Genomic DNA, 22,676 nt, shown 5'->3' on the forward strand with positions numbered 1-22,676 from the left:
TATCATGGTTGTCTGGATTCTTTTTATTGGAGCGGTTTTACTTTTTTTAGCCTTAGATTTAGGATTTTTCAATAAAACGCCTCACATCATCAGTTCGAAAGAAGCTGGTATTTGGACCAGTATATGGGTAACGCTTTCGTTGGCTTTTTCTGGAGTGATCTATTGGTTGTATCAAAACCAATTTTGCACCAACCCTGATGCCTTGCAACCCGAAACGGCGGTATTAAAATATATTTCAGGGTATTTGGTTGAATTGTCGTTAAGTGCCGACAATATTTTTGTAATGGCTGTGATTTTTAGTTCGTTTAAAATTGCAAAAAAATACCAACATCGTGTGCTTTTTTGGGGAATTATTGGCGCCATCATCTTTAGAGGCTTGATGATTTTATTTGGTGTGGTACTCATTCATAAAATACATTGGATAACTTATGTCTTTGGAGGTTTTCTAGTATTTACAGCCGTTAAAATGCTCTTCAAAAAAGAAGAACAAGAATTTAACCCCAAAGAATCGTTTGTTTATAAAATGATTGGCAAAATAATACCCATTTCTCATCATAGAGACAGAGAACATTTTTTTATTACTGAAAACCAGAAGACCTATGCCACTACGTTATTTGTGACTTTACTTGTCATTGAGGTGATGGATGTGGTTTTTGCTACCGATAGTGTACCTGCGATTTTAAGCATCACCTCAGATCCTTTCTTGGTATTTTCTTCCAATATTTTTGCCATTTTAGGTTTGCGTTCTATGTATTTTTTCTTAGCGAATATGCTTGATAAATTTCACTATCTTGAATACAGCCTCATCGCTATTCTATCTTTTGTTGGTGTAAAAATGCTTTTGGTTCATTTTTATAAATTTCCAGAATGGGTATCACTTGCCTTTATCGCATTAGCATTGACAGCTGGGGTAGTACTATCGCTAGCTTATGGCAAAGAATCGCACCCTTCTCGTGATGAAGAATAAAAAAGAGGCTGCACCTGCGTACAACCTCTTTCCCAAACAAAAAAACAAACCAATCGCTATTTTACTTTACGTATTGTCGTCTCATCTATATGAAAAGCTTTAGACACTGCTTCATAATTATGATAATCTAGTGTAGTTGACATTTGTTTTCCAAAATTGGATGGAATGATAACCACACGTATCACTTGATTCAATCTATAGGCTGTTGAAACACCTGGCAAATCATACCCTACCATATAAACACTCACATCATATTTTGTAAAATCAAAATCATATCTAAAATCGAGGCTTCCATCATTCATATAATAGGTCTCAGGAAGTAATTTCCATAAATCTGATCCATTGACAGAACCTGCTAATCGGTATACCAAAACCATATCGGAAGAATAAATTGGTTTGGGAAATGTGAGCAAGGTGCTAAAATTATTGGTCGTAGTAAACGATGCGTTGTATTCATAGGTTGTTGCCAAAAACTGATTGTTATTGGTAACCACTTGTGTTGCTGGAGTTTCGTTTACGCTGCAACTTTGTAGCGAAATCATCCCGATGCACGCTAACAATAAAGTCATTTTTCTCATGATAGTTCCTGTTTAATGATTCCTATTATAAACACCTAACCAATAGCTGTGCCAAAGTTTCATTTTAACAAAAATTTGTACTTTTGAAACATGAAACACAAGTATAAACTGTACATGGTCATGCTGGGTTGTCGTCCCAAAGGCAGGTATACCGAACAACACGATATTTTTTTTGGCATCGGGAAATCTTTAAAAGAATTAATTCCAAGTATGAAAGCGTTTTGGCCCGAAGCCAAAGGACAAATCCATATTGATGCTTGGCGTGAAGTTACTACCGTAGACAATTATAAAATTGAAGTTACCACAAAAGGAACTTCCGTTGTATCAAACTCACAATTGTTTTTCATAAATCTTGGAGGATATAAAGAAAATGAATTTGAAGAATATCATTATAAAGTTTTGGCAGTTGGAGCCACACTAGCCGATGCTACAAAAAAAGCAAAGGCGTCAGCTTTTTACAAACACTGCACTTTTAAAGGAGCAACGTTTCACATCGATGATAAATTTGGTATTGACATTGATGACGCGTTCCCTGTGAAAGAAATTCTCGCTCCTGAATTTACAGAATCCTTTGAATTGCTCATTACTCCTATGGAGCATTTAGAGGAAGACCCATTGCATATTGGGTATTTAAAAATAGACAAAATCAAATCGTATGGGGAGAAATAACGAACGAAATATCAAAGTCCATAACGACAAACTCCACAAAGCTCAAGACAAGGCTAAAGCCAAAAAAGTAACTCGTGAAGAAAAGTTGAAAGCTATTTCAAAAAAATTTAACGAAACTAAAAACAAATGAATTTCTGCTATTGTGGGACTACCCTGACCTTTTAGAATTGTTGTCAACCCTATATTTTGGGTGTACATAAAGCTCCTACTGCCGAAACCTTGATGCGTTCACGCTACAGCGCATTTGCTACTGGAGCTGCCGATTATCTCCTAGCGACCACCCATCGTTCTACTCGAAAACAACACGACAAAGCCGCCATTCTCGATTGGAGCCAAACCAATCAATGGATAAAACTTGAGGTACTCCACACGACTGAAACGACCGTAACCTTTCAAGCTTACTACCTAGACGCTCATTTGAAGGCACAAATACATCGTGAGAAATCGAGATTTATTTTCGAAAATGGGCAATGGTTTTATGTAGACGGCACGTATTAATGTTTGCTTTTGTTTCCAAAAAACGAACTCAAATCAAGAGTATGCAACTGTTGTGGGACATTAAAAAATGGTTTTTTCACAAAAGCTTCATTGCTTATAGTATAATGCAAACCATCTGAAGTGGTAATCCCTTCCACTTGATGAAAAGGAAGTCCTACATCAATTTTTAGTTTTTTACCCGAGAAGAAATTGTCGGGTTGATACGCATACAAAAGAAAAACAAATGGATTTAATAGCGACGAATAGCCACATAGTGCAATGATGTCTTTTTCTTCACAATAGGTTGCTCCCGTAATTAAGCCTTCTACATTAAAGGTAGTTTTTAATTGCGCTTTATAAGTCCCTGGTACTTTTGGCAACACATAAACGCTGGTCTGCTCAGAAGTCCATTGTTTAGTAAAAAGATATATACTGTCTTTCTTTACAATCATGGCTTCACAATCAAAATCGGTTTGATTGGGCGGTTGGGCTATAAACGTTTCTTGATTGGAATAGGAAAACCAAAGGGTATCAATTTTAGGAAGTTCTTGAAGCAAAGATTGTTTTTCAATTCGTAGAATGTGTAAATTTTCTCGATTCCCTTTACTATTGTTCCCAAAATCTCCCAAATAAAAATAGTGGGTATCTTGCGTCAATTCTTCCCAATCTTGATTTCTCACTTTGGGCAATTCATAAGTATGCGAAATGGCACCCGTTTGGGGGTTCATGGCATACAAACTAGTGTCGGTATCGTCATTAAATCCCCATAACACATCATTCCATGTGGCCAATCCTGAAATTTCATGCAACATAGGTTCAAGCACCATCGTAGCGGTTGGTTTAACCCGTTTGGTTACTACTTCGGGGGTCGTACTTTTGGGTTCTTGTGGTGTTTCATTCTTTTTAACTTGTGCTCCTACACTCGTAGCTAGGAATACAAAAGCCAAATAAATAATCGATTTTTTCATGCTACAAAACGAATTCTTTTGTCGCAAAGCTACGCATTACGATACTTTTTAAAAAACCAAACCTTAAGGATATCAGCAGTAATAATATAAGCCGCCACGATACTTAGCAATAGCGTTAAATTATATAAAGAAATTGGAAAACTAAAATGCTAAGCTTATTTCATCACAGGAATCCAAATCGTTTCCTCCGAGTTAGGGTCGTTGGGTTTGTATTTATCGCTCAAAATTTCAAACTGTGGGCAGGTGTCGAGTACATACCCCGAAGCAGGCAACCATTCTGTGTATATCGCTTTAAAGAAAGAAGCGGCTTGTGTTTGATCACCTTTGTAGGTAAAAACGGCGTACAATCCCTCTGGAATTTCTAGGGATTCCATCCCCTCTGGTACAACATCAAAATTGGAGACAGGAACTGCTGCCCATTTTATAAAAGGGGTGTCGGGTTTAAAATCGAAATCCGCAGGGTTGATTTGAATGTTGTACAAATCGGTTCCTATTGCATTTAGAATCTCTTTACGTCGAGACATAAAACCACTCCAGAGTTCAAAGGCTCGATAATCAGAATAAGTAAAGGAAAGGTTCTTGCCTATGAATTTGGTAGCTGGGAAGGTTTTGATTTGTGGATTCATATATCAAAAATTAAACCTTCCATTACTGAAAGGTTTATTATCTATTAAATTACATATTTCTACGGTATTGCCCTCCTACTTCAAACAACCCACTGGTAATTTGTCCTAGGGAACAATATTTCGTGGCTTCCATCAATTTTTCAAAAATATTTTGATTGTTGATGGCGGCTTCTTGAATCACATTGATATGTTCTTTTACTTTATCGGCATGTACTTTGTGCAATTGGTCTAGGGTTTGAATCTGGAATCGTTTCTCCTCCTCGGTAGCACGGATTACCTCAGCAGGGAGCACCGTTGGCGACCCTTTAGAACTCAAGAACGTATTAACCCCAATAATAGGATATTCTCCCGTATGTTTCAACATTTCATAATACATACTTTCCTCTTGAATTTGATTGCGTTGGTACATGGTTTCCATGGCTCCAAGAACGCCTCCTCTTTCGGTAATTCGGTCGAATTCTTTCAATACGGCTTCTTCTACTAAATCGGTCAATTCTTCAATAATAAACGAACCTTGAATTGGGTTTTCGTTTTTGGCTAATCCTAATTCTTTATTGATAATCAACTGAATGGCCATTGCTCGACGCACCGATTCTTCGGTTGGAGTCGTAATGGCTTCGTCATAGGCATTGGTGTGTAATGAATTACAATTGTCGTAAATAGCATACAAGGCTTGTAATGTGGTACGAATATCATTAAAGTCGATTTCTTGCGCATGCAACGAACGACCTGATGTTTGGATATGGTATTTCAACATTTGGGCTCTTTCGTTGGCGCCATATTTGTTTTTTAAGGCTTTCGCCCAAATTTTACGCGCCACACGACCAATCACCGCATATTCTGGATCAATTCCGTTGGAAAAGAAGAACGACAAATTGGGTCCGAAATCGTTGATGTTCATGCCGCGGCTCAAATAGTATTCCACATAAGTAAACCCATTTGCTAAAGTAAATGCTAATTGTGTAATGGGATTCGCACCCGCTTCGGCAATATGATAGCCCGAAATGGAAACGGAATAAAAATTACGCACATTTTGTTTAATAAAATATTCTTGCACGTCGCCCATCAATCGTAACGCAAACTCTGTCGAAAAGATACAGGTATTTTGTGCTTGGTCTTCTTTTAAAATATCGGCTTGCACGGTACCGCGCACTTGCGCTAGGGTTTGTACTTTAATCGTATTGTAAACTTCTAAAGGCAAGACTTGATCGCCGGTTACGCCCAGTAGCAACAATCCCAATCCGTTATTTCCTTCTGGAAGTGCCCCATTGTATTTAGGCCTTGCTACTCCTTTTTTCTTGTAAATTTCATTGATTTTATTTTCAACCTCATCGACCAAATTGTTTTCTTTTATGTATTTTTCACAATTTTGGTCTATAGCTGCATTGAGAAAAAATCCCAACAACATTGGTGCAGGGCCGTTAATGGTCATAGAAACAGACGTAAGCGGATGAGACAAATCAAATCCGGAATATAATTTTTTAGCATCGTCCAAACAACAAATCGATACCCCCGCATTTCCAATTTTACCATAAATATCAGGACGTAAATCGGGGTCGTTTCCATATAAAGTCACACTATCAAACGCTGTAGAAAGTCTTTTGGCAGGCATTCCTAACGATACATAATGAAAACGTCTGTTGGTACGCTCAGCCCCCCCTTCACCAGCAAACATTCGGGTAGGGTCTTCTCCTTCTCGTTTAAATGGGTATAATCCTGAAGCAAACGGAAACTCTCCTGGTACATTTTCTTGTAAATTCCATTTTAAAATATCGCCCCAAGCTTGGTATTTCGGTAAGGCTACTTTTGGGATTTGAGAATGCGACAAACTTTCGGTATGGGTCTCGATTTTAATTTCTTTGTCACGAACTTTAAAACTGTAAATTGGATTTTTATATTTATTTACCTTGTCATTCCACGTTTGAATGACTTCCCAATTGTAGGCATCCAAATCCATTTTTACTTTATCAAATTGCTGCAACAACAATTCTAAAAAGACTTTGTTCTCTTCCGTTCTGTGGATTGTTGTTTCATCAATACCCGTTTTACAAATTTGAACCGGCTTTTTATTGACTACTTCAAGCGTTTTAAAAATTCCATACAATTTTTGAGCCACTTCCACTTGTTGTAAAACGACTGCATCATAACTTCTATTATTCTCCGCAATTTCTGATAAATATCTTGTACGATGTGGTGGAATTACAAATATTTTCTCGCTCATTTCACGAGTAATTTCAAAAGTAGATTGCAGTGTAGCTCCTGTCTTCTCGACAATTTTATCCATAATACGGTTGTATAACGTATTCATTCCGGGATCGTTAAATTGAGAAGCGATGGTCCCCACTACAGGCATTTCGTCTGGATTGACATCCCACAAATTATGATTGCGTTGGTATTGTTTTTTTACGTCACGAATCGCGTCTAATGCCCCTCGTTTGTCAAATTTATTAATGGCAACCAAATCGGCAAAATCGAGCATGTCAATTTTTTCTAATTGTGTAGCAGCACCAAACTCGGGCGTCATAACGTAGAGCGACACATCAGAATGTTCTAGAATTTCGGTATCACTTTGTCCAATTCCCGAAGTTTCAAGAATAATCAAATCGTATTGTGCGGCTTTGAGCACTTGGATGGCTTCGCTAACATATTTTGACAAGGCTAAATTGGACTGCCGCGTAGCCAACGAGCGCATGTATACTCTAGGATTATTAATCGCATTCATTCGGATTCTATCTCCTAAGAGCGCCCCACCTGTTTTTCTTTTAGATGGGTCTACAGAGATAATCCCAATGGTTTTCTCAGGAAAATCAATAAGAAAACGACGCACCAATTCATCGACCAATGATGATTTTCCGGCACCTCCTGTACCTGTAATTCCGAGTACTGGAATAGTAGTTGATTTATTTTTTTCATGAATGTGTTCCAAAACACCTTTGGCCACTTCTGGAAAATTCTCAGCTGCCGAAATCACTCTCGCAACAGCGGTATGTTTTTTGGATTCTAAATGATTGATTTCGTCATGCAATACGTCTCCTACAGGAAAATCAGATTGCTGTACCAAATCATTAATCATTCCTTGCAATCCCATAGCACGCCCGTCGTCTGGAGAATAAATTCTTGCAATACCATAGTGTTGTAATTCTTCAATTTCAGAAGGAAGAATAACTCCCCCACCGCCACCAAATATTTTGATATGTCCTGCCCCTTTTTCTTGGAGTAAGTCATACATATATTTAAAATATTCATTATGTCCTCCTTGATAGGAAGTCATTGCTATAGCATTGGCATCCTCCTGAATGGCTGTATTTACTACTTCTTCTACACTTCTATCGTGGCCAAGATGTATGACTTCTACGCCTGTCGCTTGAATGATTCTTCGCATGATATTGATGGCGGCATCATGACCATCAAAAAGAGCCGCAGCAGTAACAATTCTTACTTTATTTTTAGGAATATAAGGTATTTGTGGTTTCATTTGTAATTTTTAATCAAATTAAAACGCGCAATTTACGAATTTAATAATTTTATTTGGCGTTATTTTAGGTAAAATATTTCTTGAAACGCTTCGTTTTTAAAGTATTTTTAACGGTGGAATACTGAAGATTAAAGTATCTTTGTGAAAAATCTAATTTTGGTACAAATTATGAGAAAAATATGTTTAGTAGTGGCTTTGTTGCCCTTTGTAGTGTTAAGTCAGGCGAAAAAAGGAACTGTCAAACCAAAAATAAAAACAAGTATTCCAAAAATCACAACCCCTGGAACAAGTTCAAATCCATCGGCATCCCTTGATATAGCAACAGGTTTGAAAGAAGCGTTGCAGAATGGTGTCTCTAAAGAAGTTACAAAATTGGCCTTAGAAGATGGTTTTTTCAAGAATGAAGCTGTTAAAATACTCATGCCTGAAGAACTCACCAAAATGGAGAATACCCTTCGAAAATTGGGAATGGGGAATGTTGTTGACCAGGGAGTATTGACTATGAATCGAGCAGCAGAAGATGCCGTAAAAGTAGCAACTCCTATTTTTATGGATGCAATAAAAAACATGACTATTACTGATGCTAAATCTATTTTGTTTGGAAATTCAAATGCAGCAACGCTCTATTTGCAAAGCAGTACCCACGAGGCGTTGTATCAAAAATTTAGCCCTATAGTTCAAGAATCAATTGCCAAAGTCGGTGCCGATGTCGTTTGGAATGCCATGATTTCAAAATACAATCAAATACCACTAATATCAAAAGTCAATCCCGATTTGACCGATTACATCACCAAAAAAACAATGGACGGTGTTTTTAAAATGATCGCCGTTGAAGAAGAAAATATTCGAAAGAATTTAAAATCAAGAACCTCTTCTGTTTTACAAAATGTATTTGGACTCTTGAACTCTAAATAATCTACGTTTATATTTTAATAATCAATAACATAAGAATAACATATCCTTAACACAACTATCTAAGAATAAGTTAGATATTTGCACTGAAATAGATAAGCGATTATTATTTTGTTTGGTTTAGGTTAGTTTAGAAAACGCCAATGTTTCGTATTAAACATTGGCGTTTTTTTATTGGTTCTTACTAATAAATCGAAGAGCTTCTGTATTGAACGTTTCGGCTTGTTCAATATTAACAACGTGACCGCATTGTTCAAGTACTACTAATTGAGCCGTTTTATAATGCTTTTCAACGACTTTTTTTACTGCGGGCAAAAACATATAATCTTCTGCACCCATAATGTAAAATGTTGGAATATTAAGTTCTTGTTGGCGAAACCATTTTAAAACAGGATTAATCTCGGCCGTGAGTTTAAACCAACGAATAAATTCTTTTTGATATAATTTTTTTGCCTCATTGATGAATAATATCCTTGATTGCCTATGATTTTTATTGGGCATAATAACAAACGCAAAAAAACGATACAAAACTAAGTAAGGCAAAACATACTTAAAGACAGTTCCTAATCGCATTAGAATTTGTGATCGAACATTCATTTTTAAAATGGCGCCTCCCATAATCATAGTTTTTACACGTGTAGGGTGTGCCTCTGCCAATTGCCGAATAACAATAGTTCCGAGAGAAATTCCAACAAAATGAGACGTCTGTATTTGTAAATGATCTAGAACTTCCAACACATCATGGGCAATTGATTGGAACGTATACTGAGCTTTAAACGTCTTTTTTAATTGCGCCTTCGAGGAGCCATGACCTCTCAAATCCAACAGCAATACATTAAACTGTTTTTGAAATGCTTTGATTTGTTTGAACCAGATGGACGAACTCCCTCCCGCACCATGCACAAAAGTGACCCATTCACTGGAATTATGGTTTTGATATGTTGTATAAGCTATCAAAGTGTATTAACAATATCTTGCATTTCTAATTGTATTTTCATTGCTTCTTCTCTCGCTTTTTCAGCAAAATCAGCTCCCTTGGAAGCATAAATAATTCCACGCGAAGAGTTAACTAACAATCCAATATTTTTAGACATTCCGAAGTTGCACACTTCCTGCAAACTTCCCCCTTGTGCGCCAACGCCCGGTACCAAAAGAAAACTATCAGGTATTAATTTCCGAATTTCTCTAAAATATTCTGCTTTGGTCGCTCCCACTACATACATAAGGTTTTGAGCGTTATGCCATGATTGTGAAGTAGCTATCACGGTTTTATAAAGTTCTATTTCTTCTACTTTTTTTGTTTGAAAATCAAACGCCCCTTCATTAGAAGTTAAAGCCAACAGAATCGTGTGTTTCTCATGAAACGCTAAAAAGGGTTCAATAGAGTCTTTCCCCATATAGGGTGCAACGGTAATTGAATCGAAATTCAAATCTTCAAAAAAAGCTTTTGCATACATTGATGACGTATTGCCAATGTCGCCTCGTTTGGCATCGGCAATCGTGAAAATTTCAGGGTAGTTTTTGTTAATATACTGTATGGTTTTTTGTAAGGATTGCCAGCCTTTGATGCCATAAGCCTCATAAAACGCTGTATTGGGTTTATAAGAAACGCACAAATCATGCGTGGCATCAATAATGGCTTTGTTGAATTCGAAAATTGGATCTTCGAGTTGCAGTAAATGCTCTGGGATTTTGGTCAAATCAACGTCCAATCCAATACATAAAAAGGACTTTTTCCGTTGAATTTGTTCAATTAATTGCTGTGTTGTCATTGTAGTTGTTTAAACGCAAAGTTCGCAAAGTTTTTCGCAAAGTTCGCTATGTGTTAAAAAAAAAGCTAAACATAAATTGTTCAGCTTCTTTTCTTTATTCTATTCTCTAGTTTCATTTACTAAAAAACTTCGCTTTCTTTTAGCTTTTCCGTATTCGAAACTAATTGAAGTTCGTCAATCATTTTTTGAATATTACCATTCATAAATCCGTCTAAGTCAAAAATACTGAGCCCAATTCTATGATCTGTGATTCTTCCTTGAGCATAATTATAAGTTCTAATTTTAGCAGAACGATCGCCACTACTCACCTGAGAATTACGCTTCTTAGCATCTTCTTCTTGTTTTTTTGCTAATTCCATTTCGTATAAACGCGAACGCAAAACGGAAAGGGCTTTGTCTTTATTTTTATGTTGTGACTTTTCATCTTGACATTGTGCCACCAATCCAGTTGGAATGTGTGTCATTCGCACCGCCGATTTGGTTGTATTTACCGATTGTCCTCCTGGTCCAGACGAACAAAACAAATCGATTCTAATATCATTCATATCAATATGCACATCAAACTCTTCTGCTTCAGGTAATACCATTACTGTAGCAGCAGAGGTGTGAACACGCCCTTGAGTTTCAGTTTGTGGCACACGCTGCACACGGTGTACACCAGCTTCAAATTTTAATGTTCCATAAACATCTTCACCCGTTACTTCAAAAATAATCTCTTTAAACCCGCCCGAAGTTCCTTCATTCATATCCACTACCGAGGTTCTCCAGCCCCGTCCTTCACAATATTTCGTATACATTCTATACAAATCTCCAGCAAAAATAGACGCCTCGTCACCACCAGTTCCCGCACGAATCTCTACCATTACATTTTTGGCATCTTCTGGATCTTTAGGAATCAGCATAAACTTGATTTCCTCTTCCAGCTGTGGGAGGCGTTCTTTAGCTTCATCTAATTGCATTTTTGCCATTTCAACCATTTCTGCATCCGAGCCATCAGCAATAATCTCATTCGCTTCTTCAATATTGCCTGTTACATTAATAAGTTCCTCGCGCTTTTCCATCAAAGCTTTTAAGGTTTTATACTCTTGATTTAATTGAACATATCGTTTTTGATCGGCAATCACATCAGGTTGAATAATCAAATCCGATATCTCGTCGAAGCGTTGTTTTACATATTGAAGTCTTTCTAACATCATGGTTTTGTATTTGGAGTGCAAAAATAGTAAAAAAGTGTTCAGTTGAAAGTGTTCCTTTGGTAGTTTTTTTATACTATTGTAGTGTAAAAAAACAAACTATGAAAAAAATAGTATTTCTGGTGGTAGCTTCTGCATTAGTTATAGGCGTTTCGTGCAAAAAATATGATGCAAAAGGAAATCTGCTTAAAGATTATGATCAAGTAAAAAAAGCAGAATGGCTCTTGGGAAATTGGGAGAAAAAAGATAGTATGGGTATTCTTACTGAGCATTGGGAAGTGGAAGATGACAGTTCTTATGTAGGACAATCATACTTCATTATTAATTCTAAAGACACCGTTCATAACGAGAACATAGAATTAGTACAGGATGGAGAGCATTTGATTTATTTTGCAACTGTAAAAGGAGAAAATAACGATGAGGCTGTTCCTTTTCAGATGACAAAACAGGAAGATAGCCTGATGATTTTTGAAAATCCAAAACACGATTATCCTCAAAAAATCGAATACAAACTTCAAAAAAATGGAAGTTTGATAGCCACTATATCAGGCAAACAAAGAGGTAAGATAAGTTCGGAAAGTTACCCAATGCGTAAGGTAAACTAAGTTTAAACTTCTCTAAAACATATACAAACTTGCTACAACAGCAAGTTTTTTTTATCTCTAATTTTAAGTAAATCAAAACCTTATACTTTAACAAATGTTAATTATTTATATTTAATCTAAATAAAATTTGATAGTTTGATTACACTTTTTATATTTGCATCATTATTTTTAATTATTCTAAATAAATGTATAAATATAAAACTTTATCGATGCTAGTACTATCAATTGGTGCATCATGTTTTGCTCAACAAACTAAAATTTCTGATGATTTCTATGCAATCAATGATACTGTAAAAAGGAAAATTCTTGAAGAAGTTATCGTAACTGCAAAGCAACAAAAAAAACCATTAAACATAGGAAAATCGGGAATTAAACCGATGGATTTACCTCAAGCTAGTGCTGTAATTAGCGCTACGATTATGCAAAACCAACAAACACAATCATTATCTGATATTTTAAAAAATGCTAATGGTGTTTATATTATGGGAACAACAGGAGGTTACCAAGAAGAAATCGCTTCCAGAGGTTTTCCACTATCGAGTTCAAATACTTTTAAAAATGGGATGCGTTACTTCAATGGAATGTATATTGAAACAAGTGGATTAGAAAAAGTAGAATTGTTAAAAGGAAGTGCTGCCCTACTCTATGGTAATGTATCTGCTGGTGGAATTTTGAATTTAATTACTAAAAAACCAAAATTTGAATTGGGTGGAGAAATAGGATTACGATTTGGGAGTTTTAATATTTACAAGCCAACTTTTGATGTATATAATGCCATTGGAAAAAATAAAAAAGTAGCCTTTAGAATCAATGGAAGTTTTGAAAAAGGAGATAGCTTCCGAGATTTTGTTTCTTCTGAGAGTAAATACGTAAACCCTTCCTTAATTTTTAAACTGAGTAAAAAAACACAAGTACTTGTTGAAGCAGATTATACAAATGACAGAAGAACTGCAGACTTTGGAGCAGGAATAATCAATTATGAACTAATTGACTTTCCAAGAAATAAATTTGTGGGGGTAAGTTGGGGATATTATGATAGTGCGCAAACTATGGCTTCAGCAACTTTAACTCACAAATTATCTGAAAATTGGAATCTAAATTTTATGAATGGATTTCGATTTTATGAAACTGATTTATTCAGTAATACTCGACCTAATTCTGGCACAAACGGTATGGTTCAAACTAATGGAAATTGGACTAGAAGTCTTCAAAAAAATGAAGCAAAAGAAAACTATTTCATTCAGCAAATGGATGTAAAAGGAAATTTTTCAACTGGAAAAATAAACCACCAATTTTTAATAGGTATAGATTCAGAACAGTTGAAGACATTTACAACTACATTCAAAAATTATAACAATTATGATACAATAAACATATTTGATCCTTATAATCCATCTAATGAAGCCACAATTCCAATATTAGAAAAAAACACCTTAACAACGGCACCAATTAATCGCTTTGGTACTTATGTTCAAGATTTAATTAATTGTTTTAAGAAATTTAAACTTTTAGCAGGAGTACGCTATAGTTATCAAGATACAAGAAGTAATGTTTTGGCTTATTCTACAAACTCTACAACAAATACAACTAACTATGATAGCGCTTTTTCACCAAGAATTGGTCTAATTTATCAGCCAACGGTCAATAATACCCTATTCGCAAGTTATTCCAATTCATTTGAAATAAATACAGGACAAGATGAAAGTGGAGCTTCTTTAAGTCCATCAATAATTGATCAATACGAAATAGGTATAAAAAATAAGTTATTTGACGAACGATTATTTTTAAATGTTACTGCCTATCAAATAGCAAATGACAAATTCTACCAACAATCCTTAAGTAATGGAAATACTTACTCTTACATAAAAGTTTTAGCTGGTGAAGTTAGAAGTCAAGGAGTTGAAATAGATTTAATTGCAAATCCATTCAAAGGATTATCAATAGTTGCTGGGTATAGTTTTAATGAAACAAAATACAGAGATGATATTTATTTTATAAAAGGAAGTCAACTAAAATACAATCCAAAAAACACGGCTAACTTTAATATTAATTACAATTTAGAATCTGGAAAATTAAAAGGATTAACTATTGGTTTGATTAACACGTATTTTGGAACTCGTTATGCTGGTAGACCAACCAGAATTATAGTAACTAACGATACAAGAAAATTAACCTATATTTCGGATTATTTTCAAATGGATGGAACAATTGGTTATGTTTGTAAAAAATGGGCAATTCGAACCAAAATAAGCAACATTTTAAATGAATTAAATTACAATGTCCATGATGATAATAGCGTAAATCCTATTGCACCAAGAAATTATTCAATTGCTATTAATTATATATTTTAAACTATGAATCAACAAAAAATTAGAAACTTGCACCGCGATTTGGGGTATTTTTACATCGGACTAATTATTTCATTTGCTCTTTCGGGAATTTTAATGAACCATCGTGATAGCTTTCATGCCGAAAAATATACAACTGAAAGTAAGTTGATTGTCGTTAAAGTTCCACAAGAGAATGAAATAAACGATGACTATGCAGAAGAATTAGGTAAAAAATTAGGGATTGATGATAAATTCCGTCGTCAAAAAGTAGAAGATGGAAAATTCCGAATTTCTTTTGAAAAAAATGATGTTGAAATTGATATGAAAAGTGGTAAAGGTGAAATTACAACTTTTATCAAAACACCTATTATCAGCTCGATGATGAAGTTGCACAAAAACACTTCCAATTGGTGGATTTATTATGGCGATATTTTTGGAATCTCCTTAATTACAATAGCTATTACGGGAGCTATTATGATTCCGGCTGGTAAATTTAGCTTTAAAAGTAGAGGCTGGAAATTGGCATTGGCAGGAATAATTATTCCGTTGCTGGTATTGTTGTTTGTGTAAATATGTTTATTATTTAAATAAAAAATAAAATGAAAAAGACCTATTTACTTATTTCAATTGCAATTTTTACTTTAATTTCTTGTAATAAAAATGACAGCAATACGAGTACTAATTTATTAGTTGGAACCTGGAAATATACTGAAATGTATGCTGATCCAGGTAATGGAAGTGGTGTCTTTACACCTGTAACCAGTACAAAAACAATAACATTTGACGCTACTGGTAATGTAACTTCTAATGGTTCTTTGTGTGATATGTCTACCGCATCTAACGCAAGTTCAACCGGAACTTACACAGCGGCGACTAATACTTTAATTCCGACAAGTTGTCCAAATACTACTATAATATACGAATTAATAGGAACAACATTAATACTGAATTACCCTTGTATTGAACCTTGTAAAGCAAAATTCATCAAAGTACCTTAATAAAAAAGCTCCGACATAATCGGAGTTTTTTTTATAATCTTAATTCTTAACTGGAATAGTTACCAAAATTTCTAGCAAAAATTTCCAGAACTTTTGAGAAGAAGAAATACTTGCTCTTTCATCTGGGCTATGCGCTCCATGTATCGTTGGTCCAAAAGAAATCATATCCATTCCTGGATAATTCGTTCCTAAAATTCCGCATTCTAGTCCTGCATGGCAAGCGACAACATTAGGTTTGGTTCCGTTTTGTTTTTCATAAATTGACGTCAGTACATCCAAAATTTCAGAATTTACATTTGGTGTCCAACCTGGATAACTTCCAGCAAACTCAACTTCACAACCAAATAATTCGTATGCCGAACGCAGAGCATTGGCTAAATCAAATTTTGAACTTTCAACCGAAGAACGAGTTAAATTTTGAATCGTAATTTCGCCATCTTTAACAATCACACGAGCAATATTATTAGACGTTTCAACCAAGTCAGCCATATCGGCACTCATACGATACACCCCATTATGTGCAGCATAAATTCCACGAAGTAACCCCTCTTGAACACCTAAATCCATCACTTTAGCAGGCAAGTCTGATTTTACAATTTCTATAGTTAAATTAGGCTCCATGGTTTTGAATTCCGCTTTTATATCGTGGATTACTTCTTGCATATCAAACACGAAAGCCTCATCATACATAGACGCAACAATGACTTTAGCCACACTTTCACGCGGAATAGCATTACGCAAACTACCTCCTGAAATTTCAGCAATTTGAAGACCAAAGTTTTCAAATCCATCAAACAAAAGACGATTCATAATTTTATTAGCATTCCCCAAACCTTTATGAATATCCATTCCTGAGTGCCCCCCATTCAACCCTTTTACAGTAATCGTATAACCCACAGATCCCTCTGGAATTTCTTCTTCATTGTACTTTCTTGTAGCCGTAACATCAACGCCTCCTGCACAACCAATGTCAATTTCGTCGTCTTCTTCTGTATCTAAATTTAAAAGAATTTCTCCTTTTAAAATACCTCCTTTTAGATTTAAAGCTCCTGTCATTCCCGTTTCTTCATCAATTGTAAAAAGAGCATCAATGGCAGGATGCGGAATGTCTTTACTTTCGAGAATTGCCATAATAGCGGCAACACCAAGTCCGTTATCGGCTCCGAGTGTTGTTCCTTTAGCACGAACCCAATCACCGTCTACATACATGTCAATGCCTTGTGTTTCAAAATCAAATTCGGTATCATTATTCTTTTGACACACCATATCCAAATGTCCTTGAAGCACAATGGTTTTACGGTTTTCCATTCCTGGAGTAGCCGGTTTTCTTATAATTACATTTCGGATTTCATCTTCAAAAGTTTCTAATCCTAAACTTTTTCCGAAGTTTTTCATAAACTCAATCACACGCTCTTCTTTTTTGGAAGGACGTGGCACCGCATTTAAATCGGCAAATTTGTTCCAAAGTGCTTTGGGTTCTAGATTTCTAATCTCTTGGCTCATTGTGGTTTTTAGTTTGTAAGTTTCAAAGTAGCAAAGTTACAAAGTTTAATTTCTTTCGGAATTGATTTGTGATTATATTTACGTTTTAAAAAATTCAAGTGAAAGGTAAATATACACTTCCATTATTTCTGATTATTCAGATAATTGCTCTAAGAATCATTGCTTTATTTCCAGAGTTAGTAGAACGTTTTTACAGCAATGGTTGGTATATTTTTATTTCAAGAACTTCACGCATAATTCTTGGAAAAGTTCCATTTTCAGTTGGAGATGTTATTTATATGATTTTAACAACACTATTATTGTATAACATTTGGAAAACTAAAAAATCATGGAATCTTAATTGGAAAGAGTATGTGTTAAAAATTACTAGTTATATTTCTGTGACTTACCTCTTATTTCATTTACTATGGGGATTAAATTATTATCGTATGCCTTTATTTGAAAAAATGAATATTTCTAGAGATTATACAGAAAAGGATTTACACATTTTTACTGAAAAATTGATTGTTAAGACGAATCATATTCAATTCCAAATCGAGCATAACAAAAATAAAAAAGTAATCAATCCTTATTCGCAAGAAATGATTTTTAGCAAGTCACAAGACGGCTATAATCAACTGGCTAAGGAATATCCCTTTTTTAAGTATGAGATTTCGAGCAAAAAAAAGTCATTAATGAGTATACCTCTCACTTACATGGGCTTTGCAGGATATTTAAATCCGTTTACCAACGAGGCGCAAGTCAATACAAAATTACCGATGGTGAGTTTCCCAAACGTCATGTGTCATGAAATGGCGCATCAAATTGGGTATGCTAGTGAAAGTGAATGCAATTTTATTGGATTTTTAGCGGGAATAAAAAACCAAGATTTATACATTCAATATTCAGCTTACCTAAATGCTTTACGGTATTGCATGACCACTATCGGAATTAAAAACAAAGCCTTATTTCGTGTTTTAAAAAAGAAAATCAATCGAGGAATTTTAGAAAACTACAAAGAGAATGATAGGTTTTGGAATCAATACGATACTTTTATTGACAAAGGTTTTCATGCAATTTACGATCAATATTTAAAGATGAATCAGCAAAAAGACGGTATGGAAAGTTATAGCAAGTTCGTGAATTTGATGGTTATCTATTACAAAGACAAAAAAATATAAAAGACAAGAAAATAGATGTAACAATAGTCCTATTTTTTATACTAATTTTTTCATGAAAGAAACGATTGAGCAATCCTTTGTGCAGTTGCTGCGCGAAAATCAGAATATCCTACATAAAATTTGTAGGCTCTATACGTCTGATATGGATTCGCACAAGGACTTGTTTCAAGAAATGACCATTCAGTTATGGAAAGCGTACCCGAAATTTCGTGGAGAATCTAAATTTTCCACATGGGCCTACAGAGTCGCACTGAATACTGCCATTACGCTTTATCGAAAAAGCACCAAAACGATTCAAACTTCAGATTATGAAAAGCATAGTTTTTTTATAAAACAAGAAGATTACAACCCTGAAGAAGAAGAACAATTGAAAGCTATGTATAAAGCGATTCATCAGTTAAATGATATTGAGAAGGCCTTAATTTTTATGTATTTAGAAGATAAAGATTACTCAGAAATTGCAGAGACGTTGGGAATAAGTGAGGTCAATGCTCGCGTTAAAATGAATAGGATAAAAGGTAAATTAAAAAAAATATTAAATCCGTAGCACGATGATGGAAGATTTGGATTTATTGAAAAAAGATTGGAAAAGAAGTGAAAACACTTTCCGTCAACTATCAGAATTTGAACTATATAAAATGATACATAAAAAATCATCTTCTATAGTAAAGTGGATTTTGGTGATAAGTATTTTAGAATTTATCATTCTAAGAGGGTTGGATTTTTTAATTTTATTTGATGATGAATATCAAAATAAAATGAATGTAGTGCATCTGTATAACTTTGAAATTATCCTGACGGTGATAAATTACATTGTTTTGATACTGTTCATTTCCTTTTTTTACAAAAATTTCAAAACGATTAATGCCTCTTCTTCTGTTAAAAGATTGATGAAAGATATATTAAAAACCAGAAGAATTGTAAAATATTATGTTTGGTATAACCTTTTCCTGGTTGCCGTTTCAAGTACTGTAGCTGTTTTTTCAGAAGTCAAAAATAACAGCATTTTAAATGCATTTTATTCTAAACATGAAACTACATTATATTTAATTTCATTTGGAATAATCGTAATTCTTTTTTTAGTGTTTTGGGTGTTTTATAAACTTTTGTATGGTATTCTATTGCGAAAGTTAAATGAAAATTATTTTGAATTAAAAAAAATCGACGTAGCTTAAGATTATGGCATATCATCAATTGGAGTTACCTTTAAAAAAGAAGGATGTTGCTCAATAGCAAATTCCACTTTTTCAACGATTTGTTCAATGGTATCCTTTTCATAATCAATAGCAAGAGGTTCTTTAATGATAAACGATTGAAGAATATTTTTCTTTTTCATACGCAATCCTTTTTTATCAAACGAACGTCTAAATCCATCAATAACAATTGGTACCACAACGGGTTTATGTTGTTTAATTATGTGAGCTGTTCCTTTTCGTACTGGCTTAAACGATTTTGTCGTGCCTTGCGGAAAGGTTATTACCCAGCCATCCTCAAGTGCAATTCTAATATTTTCTGTATCATTCGGATTTACTTCACGTTTTTCGATAACATCTTTACCTCCTGAACGCCAAGTTCTTTCTACTGTTATAGCGCCTACATAAGCTAAAATTCGTGGTAACAAGCCCGCCTTCATAGTTTCAGCAGCAGCTACATAATAGATATTTAGTTTAGGTTGCCATAAATAACAAACATTTTTTATGGTATCTTTTCTTCCTGAAAGACTGGCATTAAAAACATGAAACATAGCCACAACGTCCGCAAAATACGTTTGATGATTGGAAATGAATAAGACATTTTTATCAGGTAAATTACGAATCACTTCCGATCCCTCAATATATAAATCATTAAATCCTCGGTAGCGTTTATGTGTTATCGCTCCAAAAATTCTAATTAACCACTTTTTAATAAACAAAATATGTCCAAAAGGATTACGTTTAAACAAACCCATTTTCAAAAATTTGAAACGCAAACATACGAAATTAATACTTTATAAAATTAATTTCAAGGCTTCTTTCAATTCGCTGAGCATCATGGCTGTTGCTCCCCAAATAACATTGTTATCTATACTAAACACGGGAGTTTTAATAGATTTAGCATAAGAAGTTTCAATAGTCATATACGAAACAATACTTTCATCAAGCAATTTTGAGAGGGGCAATTCAATCAAATCAGCAACTTCAGCCTCATTTTTTATGAAATTTACTTCTTTTTCAGCAATTCCAAGATAAGGATACACATAAAAATTACTAGGAGGAATATATACTGGTGTAAACGATTTATAAACTTGAATCCATTGTTGAGACACACCAATTTCTTCAAATGTTTCTCTTAAGGCGGTTTCCTCATAACTCTTATCAAAATTTTCAACTTTACCACCAGGAAAGGCAATTTGTGACGAATGAACACCTGGATAAGAATTTCTTACAATCAATAGTAGATGAGCTAAATCATTTTTCGGATAGATTAACATGAGAATGGCCGCTTTCTTGGCATTATCTTCCAAAGAAAATACATTTTGAATACTGTCATACCGTTCCTTAGGAGCCATTTTTAGTTGAGCTTCTATTCCTGGTATTTCTAAATCGCTTATTTTTTCAATATTTTTTAATAAGTATCTGAATAACATGGATCTCTTTTAAATAATTTATAAATTTACAAAAATTACCCTAAAATGTTTAGTAAAGAGGAAAATCAGAGATTAAAAAAAGAATTCTGGATTCAATTTGCAGAAAGTTATCCAAGAAAATGGATTCTTTATAATACTAAAATCAAGGATGTTGTTTTTAAATTTTATGCTGATACAAAAAAAGCTCAAGTAATTCTTGATATTGAACCAAAAGAGGAAGAAAAAAGAACAATTTATTTTGAAAAAATTGAATCTTTAAAAAATATTTTAATGGAAGATTATCTTCCAGATGTATTATTTGAAAAAAGGTTACATTTAGATAATGGCAAAATAATTAGTCGAATTTGGGTAGAACTTGATAATATAACTATAAAGAACAAAGAATCATGGCCAATAATTTTCGAGTTTTTTGAGGTAAATATGTCAAAATTTGAGCGTTTTTTCTTCGAATATGAAGATTATATACGAGATTTAGATCTTAATACGTAGACAATGGATTTATTTAATGCTGATTTTCATTGGGATAATGCTTTAGCGCCTTTAATAGAAAAATATAGAGGAAAAAAGCATCCTTTACAATATGAAAACAACTATCAACTAATGATTATGGTAATTCTTTCTGCGCAAGATTCGGATGCTAATATCAATAAGATTGCCCCTGCTCTTTTCAAACAATACCCTACTTTTGAAGTTTTATCAAAAACTACTCGAGAAAATTTATATCCTTTTGTAAATAAAGTTAGAAATTTCAAAACTAAATCCGAATGGATCATAGAAATAGCAACAACACTAAAGAATGAAGCCAATATCCCAAGCCATTTATCTGATTTAATTCTACTGAAAGGAGTTGGTAGAAAATCAGCTAATGTAATCATGCGCGAGATGAAAGTTCCCGCAGATGGTATTATTGTAGATTTACATGTAATTAGGGTTGCTCCCAGAATTGGGCTGTGCGATGAATCTAAAGACGGAAACAAAGTAGAAAAACAATTAATGCAAATACTTCCAAAGGAAATATGGGGCGAAATAGGAATGGCACTTTCTTTTTTAGGAAGAGAAACCTGTCGTCCTTCTAACCCAAAATGCAATGAATGCCTTATTCAAAATGATTGTCAATATCCTTTTAAAACAATTTGATTTAAAACATGAAACCAATTCCACTATATTCCTTAGTGATTTTTCCAACTATTGAGCAACTAGACTTAATAAAATCATTTAAGAAATCCTTAAAAGACAATATTGGTTGGTTTGGTAGTGCAAATTCAGATGGTCACATTACTATAATAAATCTAGAAAACGATCTAATTTTAGAACTTTACTTGAATCAAATTAGAGACTTTTGCAGAACTATAATTCCAAAAAAAAGTTAGATTCAACACATTTAATTCCTTCTCATATCATACCTTTTATATATCACCAGATGAAGAGTCTCAACAATATCTTAACTCGATCATCATTGACATTCATAAATCAATAGGTTTTGATATTAAACATACTCATGCTCACATGACTATTGCTAGAGGATTAGATTCAGAAAGAATAAAAAAAGCTCAGGAACTATTTAGTACTCGAGCAATTAATTTTGAGTTTATTTGTAATTCTATTCATATCCGAAAATTTAATGAAGCAACAAAACAATATTCAGATATTTTAGAAACAATTCATTTCAATATACAATAGTATTTTTTTAATATCGTCAAAAACAAAAAACCTCTATCAAAATGATAGAGGTTTTAAAAGAAAGGCGGCGACATACTCTCCCACAAGATGCAGTACCATCTGCGCAGTCGGACTTAACTTCTCTGTTCGGAATGGGA

At 34.1% G+C, this 22,676-nt stretch carries 25 protein-coding genes and 1 rRNA gene; 15 read left to right on the forward strand and 11 right to left on the reverse strand.

Translation table 11 applies throughout. The features are described from left to right. Window positions 1-4 precede the first annotated feature (4 nt). Window positions 5-967 (forward strand): TerC family protein, encoded by a 963-nt coding sequence (locus CLV55_RS10235; protein ID WP_112113697.1) that lies wholly within the window; start codon window positions 5-7, stop codon window positions 965-967. Window positions 968-1,023: 56 nt separating this feature from the next. Here CLV55_RS10235 and CLV55_RS10240 read toward each other — a convergent pair whose 3' ends face one another. Continuing rightward, window positions 1,024-1,545 (reverse strand): hypothetical protein, encoded by a 522-nt coding sequence (locus CLV55_RS10240; RefSeq protein ID WP_112113698.1) that lies wholly within the window; start codon window positions 1,543-1,545, stop codon window positions 1,024-1,026. A 90-nt stretch (window positions 1,546-1,635) separates the two neighbouring features. Here CLV55_RS10240 and CLV55_RS10245 point away from each other — a divergent pair, with 90 nt between their 5' ends. From CLV55_RS10245 to CLV55_RS10250, 3 genes are read left to right on the forward strand one after another with little or no spacing between them, the layout of a single operon-like run. Further along, window positions 1,636-2,214: a DUF1543 domain-containing protein gene (locus CLV55_RS10245; RefSeq protein ID WP_112113699.1), complete on the forward strand. Its 579-nt coding sequence runs from the start codon at window positions 1,636-1,638 to the stop codon at window positions 2,212-2,214. Beyond that, complete coding sequence (locus CLV55_RS12900) at window positions 2,201-2,344, forward strand: hypothetical protein (RefSeq protein ID WP_170122252.1); 144 nt, start codon at window positions 2,201-2,203, stop codon at window positions 2,342-2,344. The genes CLV55_RS10245 and CLV55_RS12900 overlap by 14 nt, the downstream gene beginning before the upstream one ends. A 56-nt stretch (window positions 2,345-2,400) precedes the next feature. After that, a complete protein-coding gene (locus CLV55_RS10250) occupies window positions 2,401-2,712 on the forward strand; it encodes a YchJ family protein (RefSeq protein ID WP_317048371.1) in 312 nt (103 codons plus the stop codon). Here CLV55_RS10250 and CLV55_RS10255 read toward each other — a convergent pair. The 3 genes from CLV55_RS10255 to CLV55_RS10265 form a co-directional block, all read right to left on the reverse strand. Then, on the reverse strand, window positions 2,709-3,659 hold the full coding sequence (locus CLV55_RS10255) for a T9SS C-terminal target domain-containing protein (RefSeq protein WP_112113700.1): 951 nt from the start codon (window positions 3,657-3,659) through the stop codon (window positions 2,709-2,711). The two genes, CLV55_RS10250 and CLV55_RS10255, sit on opposite strands and share 4 nt — an antisense overlap. Window positions 3,660-3,814: 155 nt before the next feature. Continuing rightward, the gene (locus tag CLV55_RS10260; protein ID WP_112113701.1) at window positions 3,815-4,285 is read right to left on the reverse strand and encodes a GyrI-like domain-containing protein; all 471 of its coding nucleotides are present in this window, start codon (window positions 4,283-4,285) and stop codon (window positions 3,815-3,817) included. 49 nt (window positions 4,286-4,334) lie between these two features. Continuing rightward, a complete protein-coding gene (locus CLV55_RS10265) occupies window positions 4,335-7,760 on the reverse strand; it encodes a methylmalonyl-CoA mutase family protein (protein WP_112113702.1) in 3,426 nt (1,141 codons plus the stop codon). A 168-nt stretch (window positions 7,761-7,928) separates the two neighbouring features. Here CLV55_RS10265 and CLV55_RS10270 point away from each other — a divergent pair, with 168 nt between their 5' ends. After that, entirely contained in the window at window positions 7,929-8,675 is a 747-nt protein-coding gene (locus CLV55_RS10270) for a DUF4197 domain-containing protein (RefSeq protein ID WP_112113703.1), read from the forward strand. A gap of 168 nt (window positions 8,676-8,843) precedes the next feature. On the opposite strand, the gene CLV55_RS10275 is transcribed toward CLV55_RS10270, so the two are convergent. From CLV55_RS10275 to prfA, 3 genes are all read right to left on the reverse strand, one after another. After that, window positions 8,844-9,629 carry an alpha/beta fold hydrolase gene (locus CLV55_RS10275; protein ID WP_112113704.1) on the reverse strand — a complete coding sequence of 262 codons (786 nt, stop codon included), beginning with the start codon at window positions 9,627-9,629 and terminating at the stop codon, window positions 8,844-8,846. Then, window positions 9,626-10,444 (reverse strand): orotidine-5'-phosphate decarboxylase, encoded by an 819-nt coding sequence (pyrF, locus tag CLV55_RS10280; protein ID WP_112113705.1) that lies wholly within the window; start codon window positions 10,442-10,444, stop codon window positions 9,626-9,628. Before pyrF ends, CLV55_RS10275 begins: the two co-directional genes overlap by 4 nt. 119 nt (window positions 10,445-10,563) lie before the next feature. Then, window positions 10,564-11,637, reverse strand: a complete 1,074-nt coding sequence (prfA, locus tag CLV55_RS10285) for a peptide chain release factor 1 (protein WP_112113706.1) — start codon at window positions 11,635-11,637, stop codon at window positions 10,564-10,566. A gap of 101 nt (window positions 11,638-11,738) precedes the next feature. Between prfA and CLV55_RS10290 the strand changes: the two genes are divergently transcribed. From CLV55_RS10290 to CLV55_RS10305, 4 genes are all read left to right on the forward strand, one after another. After that, the gene (locus CLV55_RS10290; protein WP_112113707.1) at window positions 11,739-12,242 is read left to right on the forward strand and encodes a DUF6265 family protein; all 504 of its coding nucleotides are present in this window, start codon (window positions 11,739-11,741) and stop codon (window positions 12,240-12,242) included. 209 nt (window positions 12,243-12,451) lie between these two features. Then, window positions 12,452-14,593, forward strand: a complete 2,142-nt coding sequence (locus tag CLV55_RS10295; protein ID WP_245902711.1) for a TonB-dependent siderophore receptor — start codon at window positions 12,452-12,454, stop codon at window positions 14,591-14,593. Window positions 14,594-14,596: 3 nt separating this feature from the next. Further along, window positions 14,597-15,142, forward strand: a complete 546-nt coding sequence (locus CLV55_RS10300; protein WP_112113709.1) for a PepSY-associated TM helix domain-containing protein — start codon at window positions 14,597-14,599, stop codon at window positions 15,140-15,142. A gap of 29 nt (window positions 15,143-15,171) precedes the next feature. Further along, window positions 15,172-15,570, forward strand: coding sequence for a lipocalin-like domain-containing protein (locus CLV55_RS10305; RefSeq protein WP_112113710.1), 399 nt, complete (start codon window positions 15,172-15,174; stop codon window positions 15,568-15,570). Between the two features lie 39 nt (window positions 15,571-15,609). On the opposite strand, the gene CLV55_RS10310 is transcribed toward CLV55_RS10305, so the two are convergent. Beyond that, window positions 15,610-17,073 (reverse strand): aminoacyl-histidine dipeptidase, encoded by a 1,464-nt coding sequence (locus tag CLV55_RS10310; RefSeq protein ID WP_112113711.1) that lies wholly within the window; start codon window positions 17,071-17,073, stop codon window positions 15,610-15,612. Between the two features lie 98 nt (window positions 17,074-17,171). Here CLV55_RS10310 and CLV55_RS10315 point away from each other — a divergent pair, with 98 nt between their 5' ends. From CLV55_RS10315 to CLV55_RS10325, 3 genes are read left to right on the forward strand one after another with little or no spacing between them, the layout of a single operon-like run. Next, window positions 17,172-18,233 carry a DUF3810 domain-containing protein gene (locus CLV55_RS10315; protein ID WP_112113712.1) on the forward strand — a complete coding sequence of 354 codons (1,062 nt, stop codon included), beginning with the start codon at window positions 17,172-17,174 and terminating at the stop codon, window positions 18,231-18,233. Window positions 18,234-18,285: 52 nt separating this feature from the next. Then, window positions 18,286-18,780, forward strand: a complete 495-nt coding sequence (locus tag CLV55_RS10320; protein ID WP_112113713.1) for an RNA polymerase sigma factor — start codon at window positions 18,286-18,288, stop codon at window positions 18,778-18,780. A gap of 4 nt (window positions 18,781-18,784) precedes the next feature. Next, a complete protein-coding gene (locus CLV55_RS10325; RefSeq protein ID WP_245902712.1) occupies window positions 18,785-19,408 on the forward strand; it encodes a hypothetical protein in 624 nt (207 codons plus the stop codon). 2 nt (window positions 19,409-19,410) lie between these two features. Here CLV55_RS10325 and CLV55_RS10330 read toward each other — a convergent pair whose 3' ends face one another. Next, window positions 19,411-20,181, reverse strand: a complete 771-nt coding sequence (locus CLV55_RS10330) for a lysophospholipid acyltransferase family protein (RefSeq protein ID WP_112113714.1) — start codon at window positions 20,179-20,181, stop codon at window positions 19,411-19,413. Between the two features lie 39 nt (window positions 20,182-20,220). Next, window positions 20,221-20,859, reverse strand: coding sequence for an NUDIX hydrolase (locus CLV55_RS10335; protein ID WP_112113715.1), 639 nt, complete (start codon window positions 20,857-20,859; stop codon window positions 20,221-20,223). 45 nt (window positions 20,860-20,904) lie between these two features. Between CLV55_RS10335 and CLV55_RS10340 the strand changes: the two genes are divergently transcribed. From CLV55_RS10340 to CLV55_RS10350, 3 genes are read left to right on the forward strand one after another with little or no spacing between them, the layout of a single operon-like run. After that, window positions 20,905-21,348, forward strand: coding sequence for a DUF4268 domain-containing protein (locus tag CLV55_RS10340; RefSeq protein WP_112113716.1), 444 nt, complete (start codon window positions 20,905-20,907; stop codon window positions 21,346-21,348). A gap of 3 nt (window positions 21,349-21,351) precedes the next feature. Further along, window positions 21,352-21,996, forward strand: a complete 645-nt coding sequence (locus CLV55_RS10345) for an endonuclease III domain-containing protein (RefSeq protein WP_112113717.1) — start codon at window positions 21,352-21,354, stop codon at window positions 21,994-21,996. Between the two features lie 8 nt (window positions 21,997-22,004). Beyond that, a complete protein-coding gene (locus CLV55_RS10350; protein ID WP_112113718.1) occupies window positions 22,005-22,229 on the forward strand; it encodes a hypothetical protein in 225 nt (74 codons plus the stop codon). A gap of 369 nt (window positions 22,230-22,598) precedes the next feature. On the opposite strand, the gene rrf is transcribed toward CLV55_RS10350, so the two are convergent. Continuing rightward, window positions 22,599-22,676, reverse strand: a 5S ribosomal RNA gene (gene rrf, locus CLV55_RS13115); the annotation flags it as partial.

The organism is Flavobacterium aciduliphilum, from assembly GCF_003268855.1.
Lineage (GTDB): Bacteria > Bacteroidota > Bacteroidia > Flavobacteriales > Flavobacteriaceae > Flavobacterium > Flavobacterium aciduliphilum.